This is a genomic window from Variovorax monticola (assembly GCF_051216855.1).
Classification (GTDB): Bacteria; Pseudomonadota; Gammaproteobacteria; order Burkholderiales; family Burkholderiaceae_C; genus Variovorax.
Genome location: NZ_JBPJZP010000010.1, coordinates 26615 through 44247 on the forward strand (window position 1 = coordinate 26615; position 17633 = coordinate 44247).

The 17633-nt window shown below is 70.2% G+C and carries 14 protein-coding genes; 3 read left to right on the top strand and 11 right to left on the bottom strand.

The window, feature by feature from the left end; genetic code table 11:
- Window positions 1-123: 123 nt before the first annotated feature.
- Genes ACSFA5_RS31525 through ACSFA5_RS31535 form a run of 3 tightly spaced genes read right to left on the bottom strand, consistent with a single transcriptional unit; the run spans window position 124 to window position 4524 of the window.
- Window positions 124-1497: a sigma-54-dependent transcriptional regulator gene (locus ACSFA5_RS31525; protein WP_435447983.1), complete on the bottom strand. Its 1374-nt coding sequence runs from the start codon at window positions 1495-1497 to the stop codon at window positions 124-126.
- On the bottom strand, window positions 1482-2954 hold the full coding sequence (locus ACSFA5_RS31530; RefSeq protein WP_435447984.1) for a sensor histidine kinase: 1473 nt from the start codon (window positions 2952-2954) through the stop codon (window positions 1482-1484). The genes ACSFA5_RS31525 and ACSFA5_RS31530 overlap by 16 nt, the downstream gene beginning before the upstream one ends.
- 37 nt (window positions 2955-2991) lie before the next feature.
- Window positions 2992-4524 carry a class I adenylate-forming enzyme family protein gene (locus ACSFA5_RS31535; protein WP_435448037.1) on the bottom strand — a complete coding sequence of 511 codons (1533 nt, stop codon included), beginning with the start codon at window positions 4522-4524 and terminating at the stop codon, window positions 2992-2994.
- Window positions 4525-4763: 239 nt separating this feature from the next.
- Here ACSFA5_RS31535 and ACSFA5_RS31540 point away from each other — a divergent pair, with 239 nt between their 5' ends.
- Window positions 4764-5255, top strand: coding sequence for a hypothetical protein (locus ACSFA5_RS31540; RefSeq protein WP_435447985.1), 492 nt, complete (start codon window positions 4764-4766; stop codon window positions 5253-5255).
- 13 nt (window positions 5256-5268) lie between these two features.
- Here ACSFA5_RS31540 and ACSFA5_RS31545 read toward each other — a convergent pair whose 3' ends face one another.
- Genes ACSFA5_RS31545 through ACSFA5_RS31555 form a run of 3 tightly spaced genes read right to left on the bottom strand, consistent with a single transcriptional unit; the run spans window position 5269 to window position 11076 of the window.
- Window positions 5269-6723 carry an efflux transporter outer membrane subunit gene (locus tag ACSFA5_RS31545; RefSeq protein WP_435447986.1) on the bottom strand — a complete coding sequence of 485 codons (1455 nt, stop codon included), beginning with the start codon at window positions 6721-6723 and terminating at the stop codon, window positions 5269-5271.
- The gene (locus ACSFA5_RS31550) at window positions 6720-9875 is read right to left on the bottom strand and encodes an efflux RND transporter permease subunit (protein ID WP_435447987.1); all 3156 of its coding nucleotides are present in this window, start codon (window positions 9873-9875) and stop codon (window positions 6720-6722) included. The genes ACSFA5_RS31545 and ACSFA5_RS31550 overlap by 4 nt, the downstream gene beginning before the upstream one ends.
- 10 nt (window positions 9876-9885) lie before the next feature.
- Complete coding sequence (locus ACSFA5_RS31555) at window positions 9886-11076, bottom strand: efflux RND transporter periplasmic adaptor subunit (protein WP_435447988.1); 1191 nt, start codon at window positions 11074-11076, stop codon at window positions 9886-9888.
- A 134-nt stretch (window positions 11077-11210) separates the two neighbouring features.
- Here ACSFA5_RS31555 and baeS point away from each other — a divergent pair, with 134 nt between their 5' ends.
- Together baeS and ACSFA5_RS31565 are read left to right on the top strand one after the other, a co-directional pair.
- Window positions 11211-12599, top strand: coding sequence for a sensor histidine kinase efflux regulator BaeS (gene baeS / locus ACSFA5_RS31560; RefSeq protein ID WP_435447989.1), 1389 nt, complete (start codon window positions 11211-11213; stop codon window positions 12597-12599).
- A 9-nt stretch (window positions 12600-12608) separates the two neighbouring features.
- Window positions 12609-13307, top strand: coding sequence for a response regulator (locus ACSFA5_RS31565; protein WP_435447990.1), 699 nt, complete (start codon window positions 12609-12611; stop codon window positions 13305-13307).
- A gap of 81 nt (window positions 13308-13388) precedes the next feature.
- Here ACSFA5_RS31565 and lipA read toward each other — a convergent pair whose 3' ends face one another.
- Genes lipA through ACSFA5_RS31590 form a run of 5 tightly spaced genes read right to left on the bottom strand, consistent with a single transcriptional unit; the run spans window position 13389 to window position 17529 of the window.
- Complete coding sequence (lipA, locus tag ACSFA5_RS31570; RefSeq protein ID WP_435447991.1) at window positions 13389-14390, bottom strand: lipoyl synthase; 1002 nt, start codon at window positions 14388-14390, stop codon at window positions 13389-13391.
- A 7-nt stretch (window positions 14391-14397) separates the two neighbouring features.
- Window positions 14398-15096: a lipoyl(octanoyl) transferase LipB gene (lipB, locus tag ACSFA5_RS31575; protein ID WP_435447992.1), complete on the bottom strand. Its 699-nt coding sequence runs from the start codon at window positions 15094-15096 to the stop codon at window positions 14398-14400.
- Window positions 15093-16304, bottom strand: a complete 1212-nt coding sequence (locus ACSFA5_RS31580) for an MBL fold metallo-hydrolase (protein WP_435447993.1) — start codon at window positions 16302-16304, stop codon at window positions 15093-15095. Before ACSFA5_RS31580 ends, lipB begins: the two co-directional genes overlap by 4 nt.
- Complete coding sequence (locus ACSFA5_RS31585; protein ID WP_435447994.1) at window positions 16301-16639, bottom strand: YbeD family protein; 339 nt, start codon at window positions 16637-16639, stop codon at window positions 16301-16303. The genes ACSFA5_RS31580 and ACSFA5_RS31585 overlap by 4 nt, the downstream gene beginning before the upstream one ends.
- The gene (locus tag ACSFA5_RS31590) at window positions 16636-17529 is read right to left on the bottom strand and encodes a D-amino acid aminotransferase (RefSeq protein ID WP_435447995.1); all 894 of its coding nucleotides are present in this window, start codon (window positions 17527-17529) and stop codon (window positions 16636-16638) included. Before ACSFA5_RS31590 ends, ACSFA5_RS31585 begins: the two co-directional genes overlap by 4 nt.
- Between the last annotated feature and the right edge of the window lie 104 nt (window positions 17530-17633).

A 17633-nucleotide genomic window follows, 5' to 3' on the forward strand; every position in this document is an offset into this window, starting at 1 on the left:
AAAGACATCTCACACAACGTGCCAGGTCCCGAACCCTTTGAAATCAACGACTTGCGTGTACCGCACGGTCAGAGGCCGGATGATTCGCAGACACCGTGTGTCCGGTTTGCGGACACCTCGGTGTCAGTCCAGCCCGTACTGCGTCAGCTTGCGGTACAGCAGCTGCCGGTGAATGCCCAGCCGGCGCGCGGTCTCGGCCCGGTTGCCCTGTGTCTGCGCGAGGGCATGGGCGATGAGCAGGCGTTCGAGCTTCTCCACGGCGGCCGGCAGTTCGCCTTCGAGCCAGTCGGCGGGCAGCGTGCCGGATGCGTCGCCGCGCGGCGCGGCTCCCAGCCCGAGGGCCAGGTCGGCGCCGCCGATCACGCGGTGCCGCACCAGCGCGTGGCAGCGCTCCATCACGTTGCGCAGTTCCCGCACGTTGCCCGGCCACGGGTGGCTCAGCAGCCGCTGGGCCGCCTCGGCCGACAGCGCCTTCGGCTCGTCCGGGGAGCCGGACGAGGCGGACCGCGCCGCGCGGCGCAGGAAGTGCTCCGCCAGCGGAATGATGTCCGCCAGCCGCTCGCGCAGCGGCGGCATGCGGATCGACAGCACGTCGAGCCGGTACAGCAGGTCTTCCCGGAAGCGCCCTTCGCGCACGGCGGCGCCCAGGTCGCGGTGCGTGGCGGCGACCACGCGCACGTCGACCTTCACCGTCTTGTGGCTGCCCAGCGGCGTGACTTCGCCCTCCTGCAGTGCGCGCAGGATCTTGGCCTGCACGTCCAGCGCCATGTCGCCGATCTCGTCGAGCAGCAGCACGCCGCCGTCGGCCGCGCGAAAGCACCCCGGGCGCTCGCCGGTGGCACCGGTGAAGGCGCCGCGCACATGGCCGAAAAGCTCGCTTTCGAGCAGCTCCTTCGGAATGGCCGAGCAGTTGACGGCCACGAAGGGGCGCTCGGCGCGCGCCGAATGGCGGTGCAGTGCGCGCGCCACCATTTCCTTGCCGGTGCCCGTTTCGCCGAGCACCAGCACCGGCATCGCATGGGCCGCGGCCAGGCCGATGCGCTTGTGCACGTCGCGCATCGCGTGGCTCGGGCCGATCAGGTCGCTGCCGTCTTCATCGTCATCGCCCGGCGTGCCGGATGGCGATGCGGTCGTGCGCCGTTGCAGCGCGCGGTCCAGCACCTCGCGCACCGCCTCGCGGCTGACCGGCTTGGCCAGGTGATCGAAGGCACCCAGGCGCATCGCCTCGATGGTGTTGCCCGCGCTCGAGAACGCGGTGAGCACGATCACCGGCGGCAGCCGCGCGAGCAATGCCCGCATGGCCGAGAGCGTCTGCAGGCCGTCCATGCCGGGCATGCGGTGGTCGAGGAACACGGCGTCGAAGCGCTCGCGCGGCAGCACGGCCAGCGCCTCGGCCCCGCTGGCCGCCGCCACAACGCCGTGGCCCAGGCCCTGCAGCGTTTCGGCCAGCGTGTCGCGAAAGGCGTTGTCGTCGTCGACGATCAGGAGATGCGCCATGGAAGCTCCAGTTCGAAGCGGGTGCCCGGTGTCAGCGGCACATGATGCAGGTCGCCGCCGTGCGCCAGCGCCACCTCGCGCGCCAGCGCCAGGCCCAGCCCGGTGCCGTCGGCGCGCCCGGTGGCGAAGGGCTCGAACAGGCTCGCCTGCAGCGACTCGGGCACGCCGGGGCCGTCGTCTTCCACGCGGATGGCCAGCGTGTGCACATCGGGCTGCAGGGCTGACAGCACCACGTGGCCGCCGCGCGGCGCGTGGCGCACCGCGTTGTCGAGCAGGTTGTCCACCGCGCGCGCCAGGTGCACCGGGTCGAACACCGCGCTGGCGGGCCGGTCGTGCTGCAGCGTCACCTGCACGCCCGCGGCATGGGCCTTGGGCGCCACGGCGGCCACGCGCTCGTCCAGCCAGCGGTGCAGCACCACCTCCACCGGCGCCAGCGTCACCGGCTGCACCAGCGCCAGCAGGCTTTGCACCAGGCCGTCGAGCCGGTCGATCTGCCCGACGATGGCCTGCAGCGCGGCGCCCTGGCGTTCGGGCGTCGCGGCCAGGGCGTTCTCGGCCTTCAGCCGCATGGTGGCGATGGGGTTGCGGATTTCGTGCGCGATGCCGCCCGTCATGCGGCCCAGCGCGGCCAGGCGCTGGTCGCGGCTGCGCTGCTGCGCGGCCCCGCGCAGGTGGGCGCGGGCCTCCTCGAAGCGCAGGCGGTAGTGGTTAAAGCCGTCGACGATGCGGTCGAGCTCGCGCACGCCGGTGCGCGGCAACTCGGGCATGGCGCCCCCGTCGGCATCGGCCTCCGCCTCGGCGTGCGCCAGGCGGCTTTCCAGGCGCTGCACATGGCGCAGCCCGCGCAGCAGGATGAAGCCCAGCCACAGCCCCGAGGCCAGCACCAGCAGCAGCAACACGCCCAGGCCGGTGCGCAGACTGTCCTGGGCGGCCAGCGCGCCGCCGTGGGTGCGGGTCATGGTCCATGCCGCCAGGTCGTTGCCCGGCGCGCCCAGCGGGCACGCCGAGACGATCAGTGCCTCGCGGCTGCCGCGCACCACGTCGGTCTGGGGCTGCTGCGTGCGCGCCGAGAGCTGCGCCATCTCCACGATCAGCGGCTGCTCGGCCGCCGGCACGTCGCGCTTGACGCCGCTGCCTTCGTAGGTGGGGTAGGCGTAGGCCAGCTGGCCGCCGCTGGCCTGCCACACGCCGCCTTCGACGTGTGGCGCCTCGATCAGTGCCAGCTGCAGAAGCACCTGCAGCAGGTCGACCTGGGGCTTGGCGGGGGCGGGCACGGCGGCCGACTTGGCGTAGCGCGCCGCAATCGCCCGGCACGACTGTTCGGTGGCGCTGCGCCCCGCAGCCACCTGCGCGCCCGCGCTGCTGCGGTACAGCGTGAGCATCACCACCGCCAGCGCGGCGCACATGCCGAACAGCAGCACCCAGAAGAACAGCAACTGACCGCGCAGGGATTTCATGGGCCGCGATCGTGCCTTGTCCGCGGGCCGCGGCGCGTCAGCCGGGGTCGCGTTCGCGCAGTTCCCGTTTCAGCACCTTGCCGATGGCGCTGCGCGGCAGCTCGTCGATGAAGCCCAGCCGCGCCAGCCGCTGGGTCTTGCCGAGCTGGTCGTTGGTCCACTGCAGCAGGGCTTCTTCGGTGGTGGCGTCGCCGTGCCTGCGCACCACGTAGGCCACCGGCGTCTCGCCCCACTGCTCGGAAGGCACGCCGATCACCGCCACGTCGGCCACCGCCGCATGGCCGCGCAGCACGCCCTCGAGGTCGCTCGGGTAAATGTTGAAGCCGCCGCTGATGATCATGTCCTTCTTGCGGTCGAACAGCGTGAGGAAGCCCTCGGCGTCGAAGCGGCCCACGTCGCCCGTGCGAATGAAGCGTTTGCCGGCGGCGTCGAACCATTCGGCCTCGCGCGTCTTCTCGGGCTGGCGGTGGTAGCCGGTCATCATGCCGGCCGAGTGGCCCACCACTTCGCCGGCGGCCTCCGGGTTGTCGCGCGACAGCTCGCGGCCTTCCTCGTCGATCAGTCGGATGTCGCTGCCCGGCGCGGCCTGGCCCACGGTGTGCAGCTTGGTCGGGTGCAGGTGCGCCTCCAGGATGCACGTGCCGCCGCCTTCGGTCATGCCGTAGAACTCGATGAGCCCGCCCGGCCAGCGCTCGAGCACGTCGGCCTTCAGCGCGGCATTGAAGGGCGCGCTGGTGCTGAACTTGAACCTGTAGGTCGACAGGTCGTGGTCGTCGAAGCGCGGGTGCGCCATCAGGCGCTGGTACTGCACCGGCACGAGCATGGTGTGCGTCACCTTGTGCTTCACGGCCAGCTGCAGGTAGCCCAGCGCGTCGAACCTGGGCATCAGCACCACGCAGCCGCCGAAGGCGATGGTGGGGAAGAACACCACCAGCGTGGTGTTGGAGTAGAGCGGCGTCGACAGCAGCGTGACGGTGTGGCTGTCGTACTCGTACTTGGCGCCGCGCTGCACATGGGCCCAGCGCATGCCGTGGCCCTGCACGATGCCCTTGGGCTCGCCGGTGGTGCCCGACGAATAGATGATGTTGAACGGCCATGCGGGCTGTGCCTCCACCGGCGTGGGGCTCGCGCCTGCCGGCGCCAGCCAGGCTTCGAAGGCGCCGCCGACCTGCGAGCCGTCGAGCGCGATGCGCGCAATGCCGCCCGGCACGGCGGGGCCGATGACTTCGGCGGCCAAGGCGTCGCTGAACAGCAGGCGCGCGTCGGCGTCCGAGATCATGCGCGCCAGGCTGGCGGGCGTGGAGCCGGGCGCCAGCGGGGCCACGGCCACGCCCGCGCGCAGCGCGCCCAGGAACACGGCCGCGTAGTTCACCGACGAGGCCGCGCACACGGCAATGGCGTCGCCGGGCTTCAGGCCGTCGCGCTGCAAGGCGGCCGCGATGCGGTCCATCAGCGCGTCGAGCGCGCGGTAGTCCAGCGTGTGCTGCGCATCGGCCAGCGCGGGGTGGCCGGGGGTGTGTTCGGCGTGGAAGCGAACCAGGTCGGCGATGGCGCCGAATTCGCGTTCCATCGCGGCTTGAAAAACGGGGTGCATGAGAGGGTCGGTCCTTCGTCTTGGCCAGGAGCCGGCAGGATAGCGGAGCCATCGCCCAAGGCCAGCGCCTAGGTGACGCGGGCGCGGCACTCCCGGCGGGCGCGGCAGTCGCGGCGGGAGCCGCGGACACGGCCGCCCCACCGGCGTCAGTTGCCGCTCAGCAAGGCGGCGCCACCATGCCCGCCACGGCTTTCGATTCCAGCCAAGGAGCTCCCATGGGTTTACTCGACATCCTTCAGCAGGCCATCGGCAACAACAACGCCGAGGCCCACATCGACCAGGTCACGCAGCACGCCTCCACCGGCGAAGTCGGTGCGGGGCTCGCGGCGGCCATGCGCTCCGACCAGACGCCGCCCTTCGGCGACACCGTGGGCCAGCTGTTCGGCCGGTCGTCGCCCACGCAGCAGGCCGGCGTGCTCAACCAGATCCTGGCCACGCTCGGCCCGGCGGCCGCGTCGGCGCTGGCCGGCGGCGTGCTGGGGCGCCTGCTGCAGCCGGGGCAGACGCAGGTCACGCCCGACCAAGCCTCGCAGCTGTCGCCCGCGCAGGTGACCGAGATCGCCGCGCACGCCGAGCAGCAGCACGCCGGCGTGATCGACGAGGTGAGCCAGTTCTATGCGCAGCACTCGGGGCTGATCAAGACGCTGGGCGGCGCGGCGCTGGCCATCGCGCTGGCGAAGATGAAAGAGAACGCCACGCGCGGCTGACGCGCCGAACCCTTCAGCGGGACGAGGCGGTCGTCTCGGCCTTCACCCTTGGCTGCTCGGTATCCCCGCCCCCCATCACCTTGTAGAGCGTGATGCGGTTGCCCTGCTCCGACAGGCGCAGGCCGATCAGCGTCTGCTGCGCGGTGTACAGCGAGCGCTGCGCGTCCAGCACCTCGAGGTAGCTGTAGCTGCCGTTGCGGTAGAGCGCGTTCGACAGCGTGAAGCTTTTCTGCGTGGCGTCCACCAGCGACTGCTGCGCCGCCAGCTGCTCGCCCAGCGAGGCGCGCGTGGCCAGCGCGTCGGCCACTTCGCGGAACGCGGTCTGCACGGTTTTTTCGTAGGTGGCGAGGTCGATCTCGCGCTGCGCCCTGGCGGCGTCCAGGCTGGCACGGTTGCTGCCCGCGTTGAAGATCGGAATGCTCACGGAGGGCGCGAAGCTCCACGCCCCGCTGCCGCCCTTGAACAGTCCCGACAGCGCCGTGCTCGACGAACCCGCGCTCGCCGTCAGCGAAATGCTCGGAAAGAAGGCCGCGCGCGCCGCGCCGATGTCGGCGTTGGAACCTTGCAGCGTGTGCTCGGCGGCCAGCACGTCGGGCCGCTGCTGCAGCAAGGCCGAGGGCAGGCCCGCGGGCACATCGACCAGCGCGCTGGCTGCGCTGTCCGGGGCCAGGCCGGCGGCGGGCAGCAGCTCGTCGGGCACCGTGGCACCGGCCAGCAGGTCGAGCGCGTTGCGGTCCAGCGCCACCTGCGCGGTGTAGCTGGCCACGTCCACGCGCGCGGAGTCCACGGTGGTCTGCGCCTGGGCGAGCGTCAGCGCCGAGCTGGCGCCCAGCGCGTGCATGCGCCCGGTCAGCGCGTACGAGCGCTGCTGGCTCGCCAGCGTGTCCTGCGCCAGCTGCAGCCGCGCGCGGTCGGCCGCCAGCGTGAGCCAGGCCGAGGCGACTTCCGCCACCAGGCTGATCTGCGTGCTGCGGCGCGTGGCCTCGGTGGACAGGTAGCTCTGCAGCGCCGCCTCGTTCAGGTTGCGCACGCGGCCGAACAGGTCGAGCTCGTAGCTGCTGAAGCCCAGCGCCGCCGTGTACTGCGTGCCGATGGCCGACTCGCCGCTGCTGCTCGCGGCCGCCGAGGTGCGCTGGCGCGTGGCGCCCGCCGTGGCGGCCACGCTGGGGAACAGCTCGGCGCGCTGCACGCCGTACTGCGCGCGCGCCTTCTCGATGTTCTGCACCGCCACGCGCAGGTCGCGGTTGTTGGCCAGCGCGAGCGCGATGGTGCGGCGCAGCCGGTCGTCGGTGATGAAGTCTTGCCAGCCGGCAGGGGGTGTGGCTGCGTCGGCCTTCGCGTTCGACGGCGTGGGCCAGGTCGAGGCCACCGGCGCGTCCGGCCGCGAGTAGACCGGTGCGAGGTTGACGCAGCCGGCCAGCAATGCGGCCACGGCCAGCGCGCAGCGTCGGAAATTCACGGCGGTCATGGGGTTCCCGTTTCAGCAAGTGCGGGCAGCGTGGGCGCCGCCGCGGGTCGGGTCTTCGGCGCGAAGAAGCGCCGGATCACCACGAAGAACAGCGGCACGAAGAAGATGCCCAGCGCCGTGGCGCTCGCCACGCCGCCCAGCACGCCCACGCCGATGGCGCGGCGGCTGCCCGAGCCCGCGCCGGTGCTCAACGCCAGCGGCAGCACGCCGAACATGAAGGCCAGCGAGGTCATGAGGATGGGGCGCAGCCGCAGGCGCACGGCCTGCAGCGTGGCGTCGACCAGGGCCATGCCTTCGTCCTGCAACTGCTTGGCGAACTCGACGATCAGGATGGCGTTCTTCGCCGACAGGCCCACCGTGGCCAGCAGCCCCACCTGAAAGTACACGTCGTTCGACAGCCCCGCGAGCTTGGTGGCCACCACCGCGCCCAGCACGCCCAGCGGCACCACCAGGATCACCGAGAACGGGATCGACCAGCTCTCGTACAGCGCGGCCAGGCACAGGAACACGAACAGGATCGACACCGCGTACAGCAGCGGCGCCTGCGAGCCCGACAGCCGCTCCTGGTAGGAGCTGCCCGCCCATTCGTAGCCGATGCCCTGCGGCAGCTGCTTCATGATGCGTTCCACCGCGTCCATCGCCGCGCCCGAGCTCACGCCCGCGGCCGGGTCGCCGATGAGCTCGAACGACGACATGCCGTTGTAGCGCGCCAGCTCCGGCGAGCCGTAGGTCCAGCGGCTGCTGGCGAAGGCCGAGAACGGCACCATCTCGCTGTTGGCGTTGCGCACGTGCCAGCCGTCGATGCTGTCGGGCTGCATGCGAAAGGGCGCGTCGGCCTGCACGTAGACCTTCTTCACGCGGCCGTTGTTCACGAAGTCGTTCACGTAGCTGCCGCCCATCGCGCTCGACAGGGTGTCGTTGATGTCCGCCGTGGCAAGGCGCAGCGCGGCGGCCTTGCGGTCGTCGATGTCGATGGCGAACTGCGGCGTGTCGTCCAGGTTGTTGCTGCGCACCTGGCTGAGCGCCGGGTCCTTGCGCGCGAGCGCCAAAAACTGCTCGCGCGCCTTCACCAGCGCGTCGTGCCCGATGCCGCCCAGGTCCTGCAGCTGCACGTCGAAACCGGCGTTCGACCCCAGGCCGCGCACGGCCGGCGGCAGCATCACGAACACGCTGGCGTTGCCGGCGCGTGCCGACATCTCCTGCGTGAAGCGGCGTGCCAGCGAGGCGGCGTCCTGCGCCTTGCCGCTGCGCTCGCTCCAGTCCTTCAGCGTGATGAAGGCGTTGCCCGTGGCCTGGTCGCCGCTCAGGCCGGTCAGCGTGATGTAGTGGCCCACCTCCTTCTGCGTGGCCAGGTAGTCCTCGAAGACCTTCATGGTCTGGCGCAGCTGCTCGTCGGTGGCGCTGGCGGGCAGCTTGATCTGCGTCATCAGCGTGCCCTGGTCTTCGTCGGGCAGGAACGAGGTGGGCAGGCGCATGAAAGTCAGCGCCATCACGCCCGCGAGCAGCGCATACACCAGCAGGCTGCGCTTGCCGCGGTGCAGGATGCCGCCGACGCCCGAGCGGTAGCGCTCGGCATTGCGCTCGAAGCTGCGGTTGAACCAGCCGAAGAAGCGGCCCCCGATGCCGCTGCGCGGCGCATGCCCGGCCGCCTTGACCGGCTTGAGCAGGGTGGCGCACAGCGCCGGCGTGAGCGTGAGCGCCACCACCACCGACAGCAGCATGGCCGCGACGATGGTCACCGAGAACTGCCGGTAGATCACACCCGTGGAGCCGCCGAAGAAGGCCATGGGAATGAACACGGCGGACAGCACCAGCGCAATGCCCACCAGCGCACCGGTGATCTCGCGCATCGACTTGCGCGTGGCCTCCAGGGGCGAGAGCCCTTCCTCGGCCATGAGCCGCTCCACGTTCTCCACCACCACGATGGCATCGTCCACCAGCAGGCCGATGGCCAGCACCATGCCGAACATGGTGAGCGTGTTGACCGAATAGCCCAGCAGCGACAGCACGCCGAAGGTGCCCAGCAGCACCACCGGCACCGCGATGGCGGGCACCAGCGTGGCGCGCAGGTTCTGCAGAAAGAGATACATGATGAGCACCACCAGCACCATGGCCTCGCCCAGCGTCTTGGCCACTTCCTCGATGGAAATGCGCACGAAGGGCGTGGTGTCGTAGCCGACCACGGCCTTCATCTGGTTCGGAAAGAAGGGCTCCAGCGTGGCCAGTTTGGCCTTCACCGCGTTGGACACCGAGAGCGCGTTGGCGCCGGTGGCCAGCTTCACGCCCATGCCCCCGGAGGGCTTGCCGTCGAAGCGGGAGTTGACGGTGTAGCTCTCGCTGCCCAGCTCGATGCGCGCCACGTCGCCCAGGCGCACCACGGCGCCGGCGCTGTCCGACTTGACGATCACCTCGCGGAACTGCTCGGCGGTGCGCAGCTTGCTGCGCGCGGTGATGGTGGCCGTGAGCCGCTGGCCGGCAATGGCGGGCAGTGCGCCGAGCTGGCCGGCCGAGACCTCGGTGTTCTGGCTGGTGAGCGCGCTCGTCACGTCCGACGGCATCAGCGAATATTTCTGCAGCTTCGCCGGGTCGAGCCAGATGCGCATGGCGTAGCCCGAGCCCAGCACCTGCACGTCGCCCACGCCGTCGATGCGGCTCAGCACGTCGAGCAGGCTGCTGGAGATGTAGTCGCCGATGTCGGTGGACGAAGCGCTGCCGTCCTGCGAGGTCAGCGAGACGATCATCATGATGTCGGTGCCCGACTTGGTGACCGTCACGCCCTGGCTCTGCACCGACTGCGGCAGCTGCGACATGGCCTGCTGCAGCTTGTTCTGCACCTGCATCTGCGCCACGTCGGCGTTGGTGCCGGCCTCGAAGGTGAGCTCGATGCGCGCGGTGCCCGAGGAGGTGCTGCTCGAGGACATCGAGCTCAGCCGGTCGAGCCCTTTCATCTTCTGCTCGATGACCTGGGTGACCGAGTCCTCGATGGTCTTGGCCGACGCGCCCGGGTAGGTGGCGTTGATCGACACCTTGGTGGGCGCGATGTCGGGGTATTGCTCCAGCGGCAAGGTGCTGATGGACAGCGCCCCGGCCAGCATGATGACGATGGCGATGACCCACGCGAAGATGGGCCGGTCGATGAAGAAGCGTGCCATGTGCGGTGCCTCAGCGCGCGGTGGCCGGGGTGGCCGCGGCGGCGACCGTGGTGTCCGTGGCGGCCACCGGCTTCACCGTGTCGCCCACCCTCACCTTCGTCGAGCCTTCGACGATCACGCGTTCGCCGGCCTTCAGCCCCTCGGTGACCTGCCAGCGGCTGCCGAGCGCGCGCGACACCTTCAGCGCGCGCTTCTCGACCTTGTTTTCCGCCGTGACCACCAGCGCCGAGGCGTCGCCGCTCGCGGTGCGGGTCACGCCCTGCTGCGGCACCAGCAGCGCCTGCTCGGCCACGCCTTCTTCGAGCACGGCGCGCACGTACATGCCGGGCAGCAGCGTGCGCTCGGGGTTGGGCACCAGGATGCGCAGCGTGACCGCGCCGGTGCCTTCGTTCACCGTGACGCTGGCGAACTGCAGGCGCCCGGCGTGGGCGTAGGCCGTGCCGTCTTCCAGCATCAGCCGGACCGCGGCCTCGCCCTTGTTCGCGCTGCTCTTGAGCGCGCCGCTGGCCAGTTCGCGCTGCAGCCGCAGCAGCTCGGTGGTCGACTGCGTCACGTCGACGTGAATCGGGTCGAGCTGCTGCACCGTGGTGAGCGCCGTGGTCTGGCCGGCCGTGACCAGCGCGCCGGGCGTGACGGCGGAAGCCTCGATGCGCCCCGCGATGGGCGCGGTGATGCGCGTGAAGCCCAGGTTGATGCGCGCCGTGTCCAGCGCGGCGCGCGCCACGCCCAGGTCGGCCTGGGCCTGCTGCAGCGTGGCCTGGCTGTCGTCGTTGGTCTGCTGGCTCACGGCGTCGATCTTCACGAGATCGGCGTTGCGGCGTGCGGAGGTCTTTGCCGAATTGAGCGTGGCCTCGGACTTGGCGACGCTGGCCTGCGCGCTGGCGTAGGCGGCCTGGTAGCTGGCCGGGTCCAGCTGGTAGAGCACCTGGCCGGCCTTGACCAGCGCGCCTTCTTCGAACAGCCGCTGCTGCACGATGCCGCCGACCTGCGGGCGAATCTCCGCGCTCAGGCGGGCACGGGTGCGGCCCGAGAGCTCGGTGGTGACGGGCTGGTTTTCAGGCTGCAGGGTCACCACGCTGACCTGCGCGGCGGCGGGTGCGGGAGGCGGTGCGGACGAAGAGCCGGAGCACCCCGCGATGCCGCCCAGCAGGCCGAGGGCCAGGGCGCACGCGAGGCCGGTGCGGGTGAAGCGAGAAGACATGGGCGGGTTTCCAATCAGGTTGGAACCCATGGTCTTCAGCGAATGTGGAGCGAGTGTGAAGGTGCCACGGCCCGCGCGGCCATGGGGCGGCGATGCACCGGACACGCGCCTTCTGGCTTATCTTTCGGGCCTTCATGAAGATCAGCATCACCACCAAGCTCTTTCTCGCCGTGCTGGCCACCGCCGTGCTGGCCGTGGTCGCGATGGGCGCCGCCTCGCGCTGGAACTTCGAGCGCGGCTTTGTCGGCTACCTCAACGAGCAGGGCGTGGAGCGGCTGGACGCGGTGGTGCCCAACGCCGTGGCGGCCTACCGGCAGCACGGCAGCTGGGACTTTCTGCGCGAAGGTCCGGGGCCGTGGTTCGAGATCATGCGGCCCGCGCCCCTGGCCAGCGGTGAGCGCTTCGAGCCGGGACGCACGCCGCCGCCCGTGTCCGACCTGACGGGCGCCATGCTGCGCGTGGGCCTGCTGGACGCCGACCGGCGGGGGATCGCCGGCTTCAGGGAGGCGCGAAAGGGTTCGACGGAACGCGCGGTGGTGGTCGAGGGCAAGACCGTGGGCTGGGTGGTGATGGCGCCGTTCCAGAACGTGAGCGAGGCCGGCGACCAGCGCTTCCAGCAGAACCAGGCGCGCGCCAGCTGGGTCATCGGCAGCCTGTGCGTGCTGCTGGCCGCGGGCATCGCGTGGTGGATCGCGCGGGTGCTGCTGGGCCCCGTCAAGCGCGTGGCCGCGGCCACCCACCGGCTGGCCGCCGGCGACTACGAAAGCCGCGTGGCGGTGGCCTCGCAGGACGAGGTGGGCCAGCTGGCGCGCGACTTCAATTCGCTGGCCCACACGCTGCAGCGCAACGAGCGCATGCGCCGCGAATTCATGGCCGACGTGTCGCACGAGCTGCGCACGCCGCTGGGCGTGCTGCACGGCGAGCTGGAAGCCATGGAAGACGGCGTGCGCCGGCTCGACGCGCAGGCCGTGCGCGCGCTGCAGCACGAGGTGGGCATGCTCAACAAGCTGGTGACCGACCTGTACGACCTGTCGCTGGCCGACGTGGGCGCGCTGGCCTACCGCAAGGCCGACGTGGACCTTCGCGAGCTGGTCGAGGCGAGTGTCGATGCCTTCCGCGAGCGGCTGGCCTCGGCGGGCCTGCGGCTGGAACTGGACCTGCCGGCGCAGCCGCTGGTGGCGTTCGCCGACGAGCGGCGCATGCAGCAGCTGTTCAGCAACCTGGTGCTCAACAGTTGCCGCTACACCGATGCGGGCGGCGTGCTGCGCATCGCGGCGCGCGAGGAAGGCGCGCAACTTGCCATCGACCTGATGGATTCGGCGCCCGGCGTGGAGGCGGCGCAACTGCCGCGCCTGTTCGAGCGCTTCTTTCGCGGCGAAGGTTCGCGCAACCGCGCGAGCGGCGGCGCGGGGCTGGGCCTGTCGATCTGCCGCAGCATCGTGGAGGCGCACGGCGGCACCATCGAGGCCCAGGCCTCGCCGCTGGGCGGCCTGTGGGTGGCCGTTCGGCTGCCGCGCGCCTGAGGACCGGCGATGAACGACACCCCCATGACGCCTCCCCTGGCCGCGCACATCCTGATCGTCGAGGACGAGCCGCGCATGGCCGCGCTGCTCGCCGACTACCTGCAGGCCTCGGGCTACACCTCGGCATGGCTGGCCAACGGGCTGGAGGTGGTGCCCAGCGTGAAGGCGCGCCGGCCCGACCTGGTGCTGCTCGACCTCATGCTGCCCGGGCAGGACGGCATGAGCGTGTGCCGTGCGCTGCGCCTGTTCAGCGACGTGCCGGTCATCATGCTCACCGCGCGCGTGGAGGAGGCCGACCGCCTGATGGGCCTGGAGATCGGCGCGGACGACTACATCTGCAAGACGCCGTTCAGCCCGCGCGAGGTGGTGGCACGCGTGAAGGCGCTGCTGCGCCGCAGCGGCCATGCCGCGCGCGAGGTGTCTGCGCTGCAGATCGACGCGCAGGGCTACAAGGCCTCGTGGCAGGGCGCTGCGCTGGACCTCACGCCGATCGAGTTCCGCCTGCTGAAGGCGCTGGCCGACGCGCGCGGGCGCGTGCTGTCGCGCGACAGGCTGCTCGACCACGTGCATGCCGACCAGCGCGCGGTGACCGATCGCGCGGTCGACAGCCATGTGAAGAACCTGCGCCGCAAGCTGGACGCGGCGAGCGGGGGGCAGGAACTGATCCGGTCGATCTACGGAGTGGGGTACAGGCTGGACTTGCCTTAGGCCTGCGGGCGCCACGCGTTGCCTTGTGCCGCCATTGAAAAAGGCCCTCGACGGGCCTTTTCCATTTGCTTTTTTAAACGCTCAACCGCCCGCGGCGTGCGCCTGCTGGGCCGCATGGGCCTGCTGGTCGGCGTGGTAGCTGCTGCGCACCATCGCGCCCACGGCTGCATGGCTGAAGCCCATCTTGTAGGCCTCTTCCTCGAACATCTTGAAGGTGTCGGGGTGCACGTAGCGGCGCACCGGCAGGTGCGAGCCCGACGGCGACAGGTACTGGCCGATGGTCAGCATCTCGATGTCGTGGGCGCGCATGTCGCGCATCACCTGCAGGATCTCTTCGTCGGTCTCGCCGAGGCCGACCATGATCCCGCTCTTGGTCGGCACTTTCGGGTGCAGCGCCTTGAACTTCTTCAGCAGGTTCAGGCTGAACTGGTAGTCGCTGCCGGGGCGCGCTTCCTTGTAGAGGCGCGGCGCGGTTTCCAGGTTGTGGTTCATCACGTCCGGCGGCGCGGCCTTCAGGATTTCGAGCGCGCGGTCGTCGCGGCCGCGGAAGTCGGGCACCAGAATCTCGATCTGCGTCATCGGCGAGAGCTCGCGGATGTTCGTGATGCAGTCCACAAAGTGCTGGCTGCCGCCGTCGCGCAGGTCGTCGCGGTCCACGCTGGTGATCACCACGTACTTCAGGCGCAGCTTGGCGATGGTCTTCGCCAGGTTGAGCGGCTCGTCCTTGTCCAGCGGGTCGGGGCGGCCGTGGCCCACGTCGCAGAACGGGCAGCGGCGGGTGCACTTGTCGCCCATGATCATGAAGGTGGCCGTGCCGTTGCCGAAGCATTCGCCGATGTTCGGGCAGGAGGCCTCTTCGCACACGGTGTGCAGGTTGCTCTCGCGCAGGATCTGCTTGATTTCGTAGAAGCGCGTGGTGGGGCTGCCGGCCTTCACGCGGATCCATTCGGGCTTCTTGAGCACTTCGCCGGTCTGCACGACCTTGACGGGGATGCGCGAGAGCTTGGCCGCCGCTTTCTGCTTGGCCAGGGGGTTGTAGTTTTCGGCGCTCTGGGCGTCGCGGACGACTTCTGTGGTGCTCATTGGTAGTTCAAGGCGCCAGGAAGGCGCAGAGCTTCTGGCTCAGCACCGTGGCGGCTTCTTCCCATGTGGTTTGGATGCCGATTGTAGAAAGGTCGACCGTTTGCAGCCCCGCATAGCCGCAAGGGTTGATGCGCGAGAAGGGTTCGAGGTCCATGGCGACGTTCAGCGCCACGCCGTGGTAGGTGGCGTGGCGACTCACCTTGATGCCCAGCGCCGCGATCTTGCCCAGGCCGCGAAAGGGGTCGCCGGCGGGCAGCGGGCCGGTCAATGCGGCATGCGAGAACGGGTCGTCCAGCCGCACGTAGATGCCCGGCGCACCCGGCACGCGGTGGCCGGTCACGCCGAAATGGGCCAGCGTGCGCAGCACCGATTCCTCGATGCGGTAGACGTATTCCTTGACGAAATAGCCCGCCCGGCGCAGGTCGACCAGCGGGTACACCACCACCTGGCCGGGACCGTGGAAGGTGACCTGGCCGCCGCGGTCGGTCTGCACGACCGGAATGTCGCCGGGGTTCAGGATGTGGTCCTGCCGGCCCGCGACGCCCTGGGTGAAGACCGGGGCGTGCTCGCAGATCCATAGCGCATCGGGCGTGTCCGGCGTGCGTTCCCGCGTGAATTGCTTCATGGCCGCGAAGGTGTCGGCATAGCCGACGCGGCCCAGCGGATGCCGTTCGATGGCGGGGGCGGCAGCGGTGGTGTCGGTCATGGCAGGGCCTGCCGCACGGGCAGCTTGCGGGTCTCGCCGATGGCGAGCGTGAAGAAGGCGTCGTCGGGCAGGCCCTGGGCCTTGCGGGCCACGGCCAGGTCCTTGGGCGGCTGGTCGAGCGCTTCGTCTGTCAGGGCGAAGGTGGCCCAGTGCACGCCCAGGCTGCGCTTGGCGTGCAGCTCGCGGTGGATGCGCACGCTCTCGTCGGGGTTGACGTGCTGGTCCTTCATGAACCAGCGCGGCTCGTAGGCGCCCACGGGCAGCAACGCCAGGTCGAAGCCGCCGCCCTGGGCAGTGCCCTGGCGCGGCGCGAGGCGGGCCTGGATGTCGGCGAAGTCCTGCGAGTAGGCGGTGTCGCCGGAATAGAAGAGGTGCATCTGAGGCGACAGCAGCGCAAAGCCGCCCCACAGCGTCTGCATCCTGTCGCCGAGACCGCGTGCGCTCCAGTGCTGCGCGGGCGTGAGGAACACCTGCACCGCATCGGGCGTGTCGGTGGCAATGCCCGCGCCGTTGCGCTGCACGCGCACCTGCGCGGCCTGGAGCGATCCGGCGGAAGGCCGGGGCAGCGTGATGCTGTCCCACCAGTCGAGCTCGATCGCGTTCGCGATGCCGCGCTGCGCAAGCCACGGCGCAATGCCCAGCGGCACCACGAACAGCGGCGGTCCGCCGGCCTGCGCGTTCAGCGCTTTCACGCTGCCCTCGTCGAGGTGGTCGTAGTGGTTGTGGCTGATCAGCACCAGGTCGATGTGCGGCAGGTCTTTCAGCGCGACCCCGGGCGGCTGGAAGCGCCTGGGCCCGGCAAACGAGACGGGCGAGGCGCGCTCGCCGAACACCGGGTCGGTCAGCACGTTGAGGCCGCCGCCGGAGGTCGGCAGCTGCACGAGCACCGTGGCGTGACCGATGAAGGTGGCTGCGGGCTGCGTTGCCGCGCCGGTGTTGGCCTGGAGAAACGCAAGCTCGGGCGAGACGACGGGCGGCGGCGCTTCGGGTGCGGGCGGCAGGCCCTTGAACCACGAGGGCAGCTGCCAGCCGATCAGCACGTCGGTGAAGAAGTTCTTCGGCTTGAACTCGACGTAGTTGTCCTGGAAGCCGCCGGGTCGGTGGTGCTTGCGGCTGGCGTCGTAGTACGGGTTGGGCGCCGTCGTGCAGGCGGCCAGCAGGCCGCTTGCGCACAGTGCCGCCGCAGCGAATCGCCAGCGCAGGCTCAAAGCACCACCTTGACCAGCGGGTGCGCGGACAGCGCGCGGTACAGGTCGTCGAGCTGCTCGCGGCTGGTGGCCGTGACGGTGATGGTCACGCCCAGGTAGTTGCCGCCCTTGCTGTCGCGCAGCTCGACGGTGGTGGCGTCGAAGGTGGGGTCGAACTGCTCGGCGATCTTCGTGATCGCATGCACGTAGCCGTCGGCCTTCACGCCCATCACCTTGATGGGGAACTGCGAGGGGTACTCGATCAGCGATTCCTTGCGCGGGTCGGGGATCGCGGCGGTCTCCGGGGTCGCGGTGGTGTCGATGGGGGTATCGATGGGGGTGGTGTCGTCGGTCATGCCGGGGCTCCTTGCCTGTGTGCGTTGCGTACCTTGGCCTCCTGGTAGGCCTCGTACAAGCTGTCGTAAATGGGGCCGGGTCGGCCGTTGCCAATAGCCTGGCCGTCGAGCGCGACCACGGGCAGCAGCTCCTTGCTGGCCGAGGAAATGATCAGCTCGTCGGCGCCGAACACCTCGCCGCGCGAGATGCGGCGCAGCGCGAAGGGAATGCCGCGTGCCCCGCACAGGCGCTCGAACAGGCCGTAGCGGATGCCGGCGAGCACGAGGTTGTCCTTGGGCGGGCCCATCAGCTGGCCGTTCTTCACGATCCACACGTTGCTCGACGAGGCTTCGCTGAGCCATTCGTCGCGGAACATGATGGTTTCGGCAGCGCCGGCTTCCACGCTGATCTGCCGGGCGAGCACGGCGCCAAGCAGGCTGGTGCTCTTGATGTGGGCCTTCTGCCAGCGAAAGTCGGCCGCGGTGACGCAGGCCACGCCCTGGGCGCGCACAGCCTGAGAAATAGGCGGCAGCGGGTTCACCATGACGAACACCGTGGGGCGCAGGCCGCGCACCATCGCGTGGTCGCGCGGCGCCACGCCGCGCGTCACCTGAAAGTACACGGACTGCGGTGCATCGCCACCGGGCGCCACGAGGCGCATGACGATGTCGCGCCACTGGTCGAGCGAGTGCGGGTTGTCGATCTGCAGTTCGGTGAGCGAGCGGGCCAGGCGCGCCATGTGCTCCTCGAAGCAGAACGGTTGGCCGAAGTAGACGGGCACGTATTCGTAGATGCCGTCGCCGAAGATGAAGCCGCGGTCGAGCACGCTGATCTTTGCGTCTCGCAGGGCGGTGTATTCGCCGTCGAGGTAACAAAGCGTGGCGGGCAGGGCGTCGGTGATAGGGTGCATGCCGGAATTATGGTTGGCGGTGCCGCGTCGGGTTCGCGTCAGGGAATCCGGCGGCGATTTGCATGCGCGACACGGCGAATGGCGGGAGCGCTTGGGTTTTTACT

Coding starts and splice junctions, on each gene's coding strand:
- ACSFA5_RS31525 (WP_435447983.1), bottom strand. CDS start 1,497: ATGGCGCATCTCCTGATCGTCGACGACGACAACGCCTTTCGCGACACG.
- ACSFA5_RS31530 (WP_435447984.1), bottom strand. CDS start 2,954: ATGAAATCCCTGCGCGGTCAGTTGCTGTTCTTCTGGGTGCTGCTGTTC.
- ACSFA5_RS31535 (WP_435448037.1), bottom strand. CDS start 4,524: ATGGAACGCGAATTCGGCGCCATCGCCGACCTGGTTCGCTTCCACGCC.
- ACSFA5_RS31540 (WP_435447985.1), top strand. CDS start 4,764: ATGGGTTTACTCGACATCCTTCAGCAGGCCATCGGCAACAACAACGCC.
- ACSFA5_RS31545 (WP_435447986.1), bottom strand. CDS start 6,723: ATGACCGCCGTGAATTTCCGACGCTGCGCGCTGGCCGTGGCCGCATTG.
- ACSFA5_RS31550 (WP_435447987.1), bottom strand. CDS start 9,875: ATGGCACGCTTCTTCATCGACCGGCCCATCTTCGCGTGGGTCATCGCC.
- ACSFA5_RS31555 (WP_435447988.1), bottom strand. CDS start 11,076: ATGTCTTCTCGCTTCACCCGCACCGGCCTCGCGTGCGCCCTGGCCCTC.
- baeS (WP_435447989.1), top strand. CDS start 11,211: ATGAAGATCAGCATCACCACCAAGCTCTTTCTCGCCGTGCTGGCCACC.
- ACSFA5_RS31565 (WP_435447990.1), top strand. CDS start 12,609: ATGAACGACACCCCCATGACGCCTCCCCTGGCCGCGCACATCCTGATC.
- lipA (WP_435447991.1), bottom strand. CDS start 14,390: ATGAGCACCACAGAAGTCGTCCGCGACGCCCAGAGCGCCGAAAACTAC.
- lipB (WP_435447992.1), bottom strand. CDS start 15,096: ATGACCGACACCACCGCTGCCGCCCCCGCCATCGAACGGCATCCGCTG.
- ACSFA5_RS31585 (WP_435447994.1), bottom strand. CDS start 16,639: ATGACCGACGACACCACCCCCATCGATACCCCCATCGACACCACCGCG.
- ACSFA5_RS31590 (WP_435447995.1), bottom strand. CDS start 17,529: ATGCACCCTATCACCGACGCCCTGCCCGCCACGCTTTGTTACCTCGAC.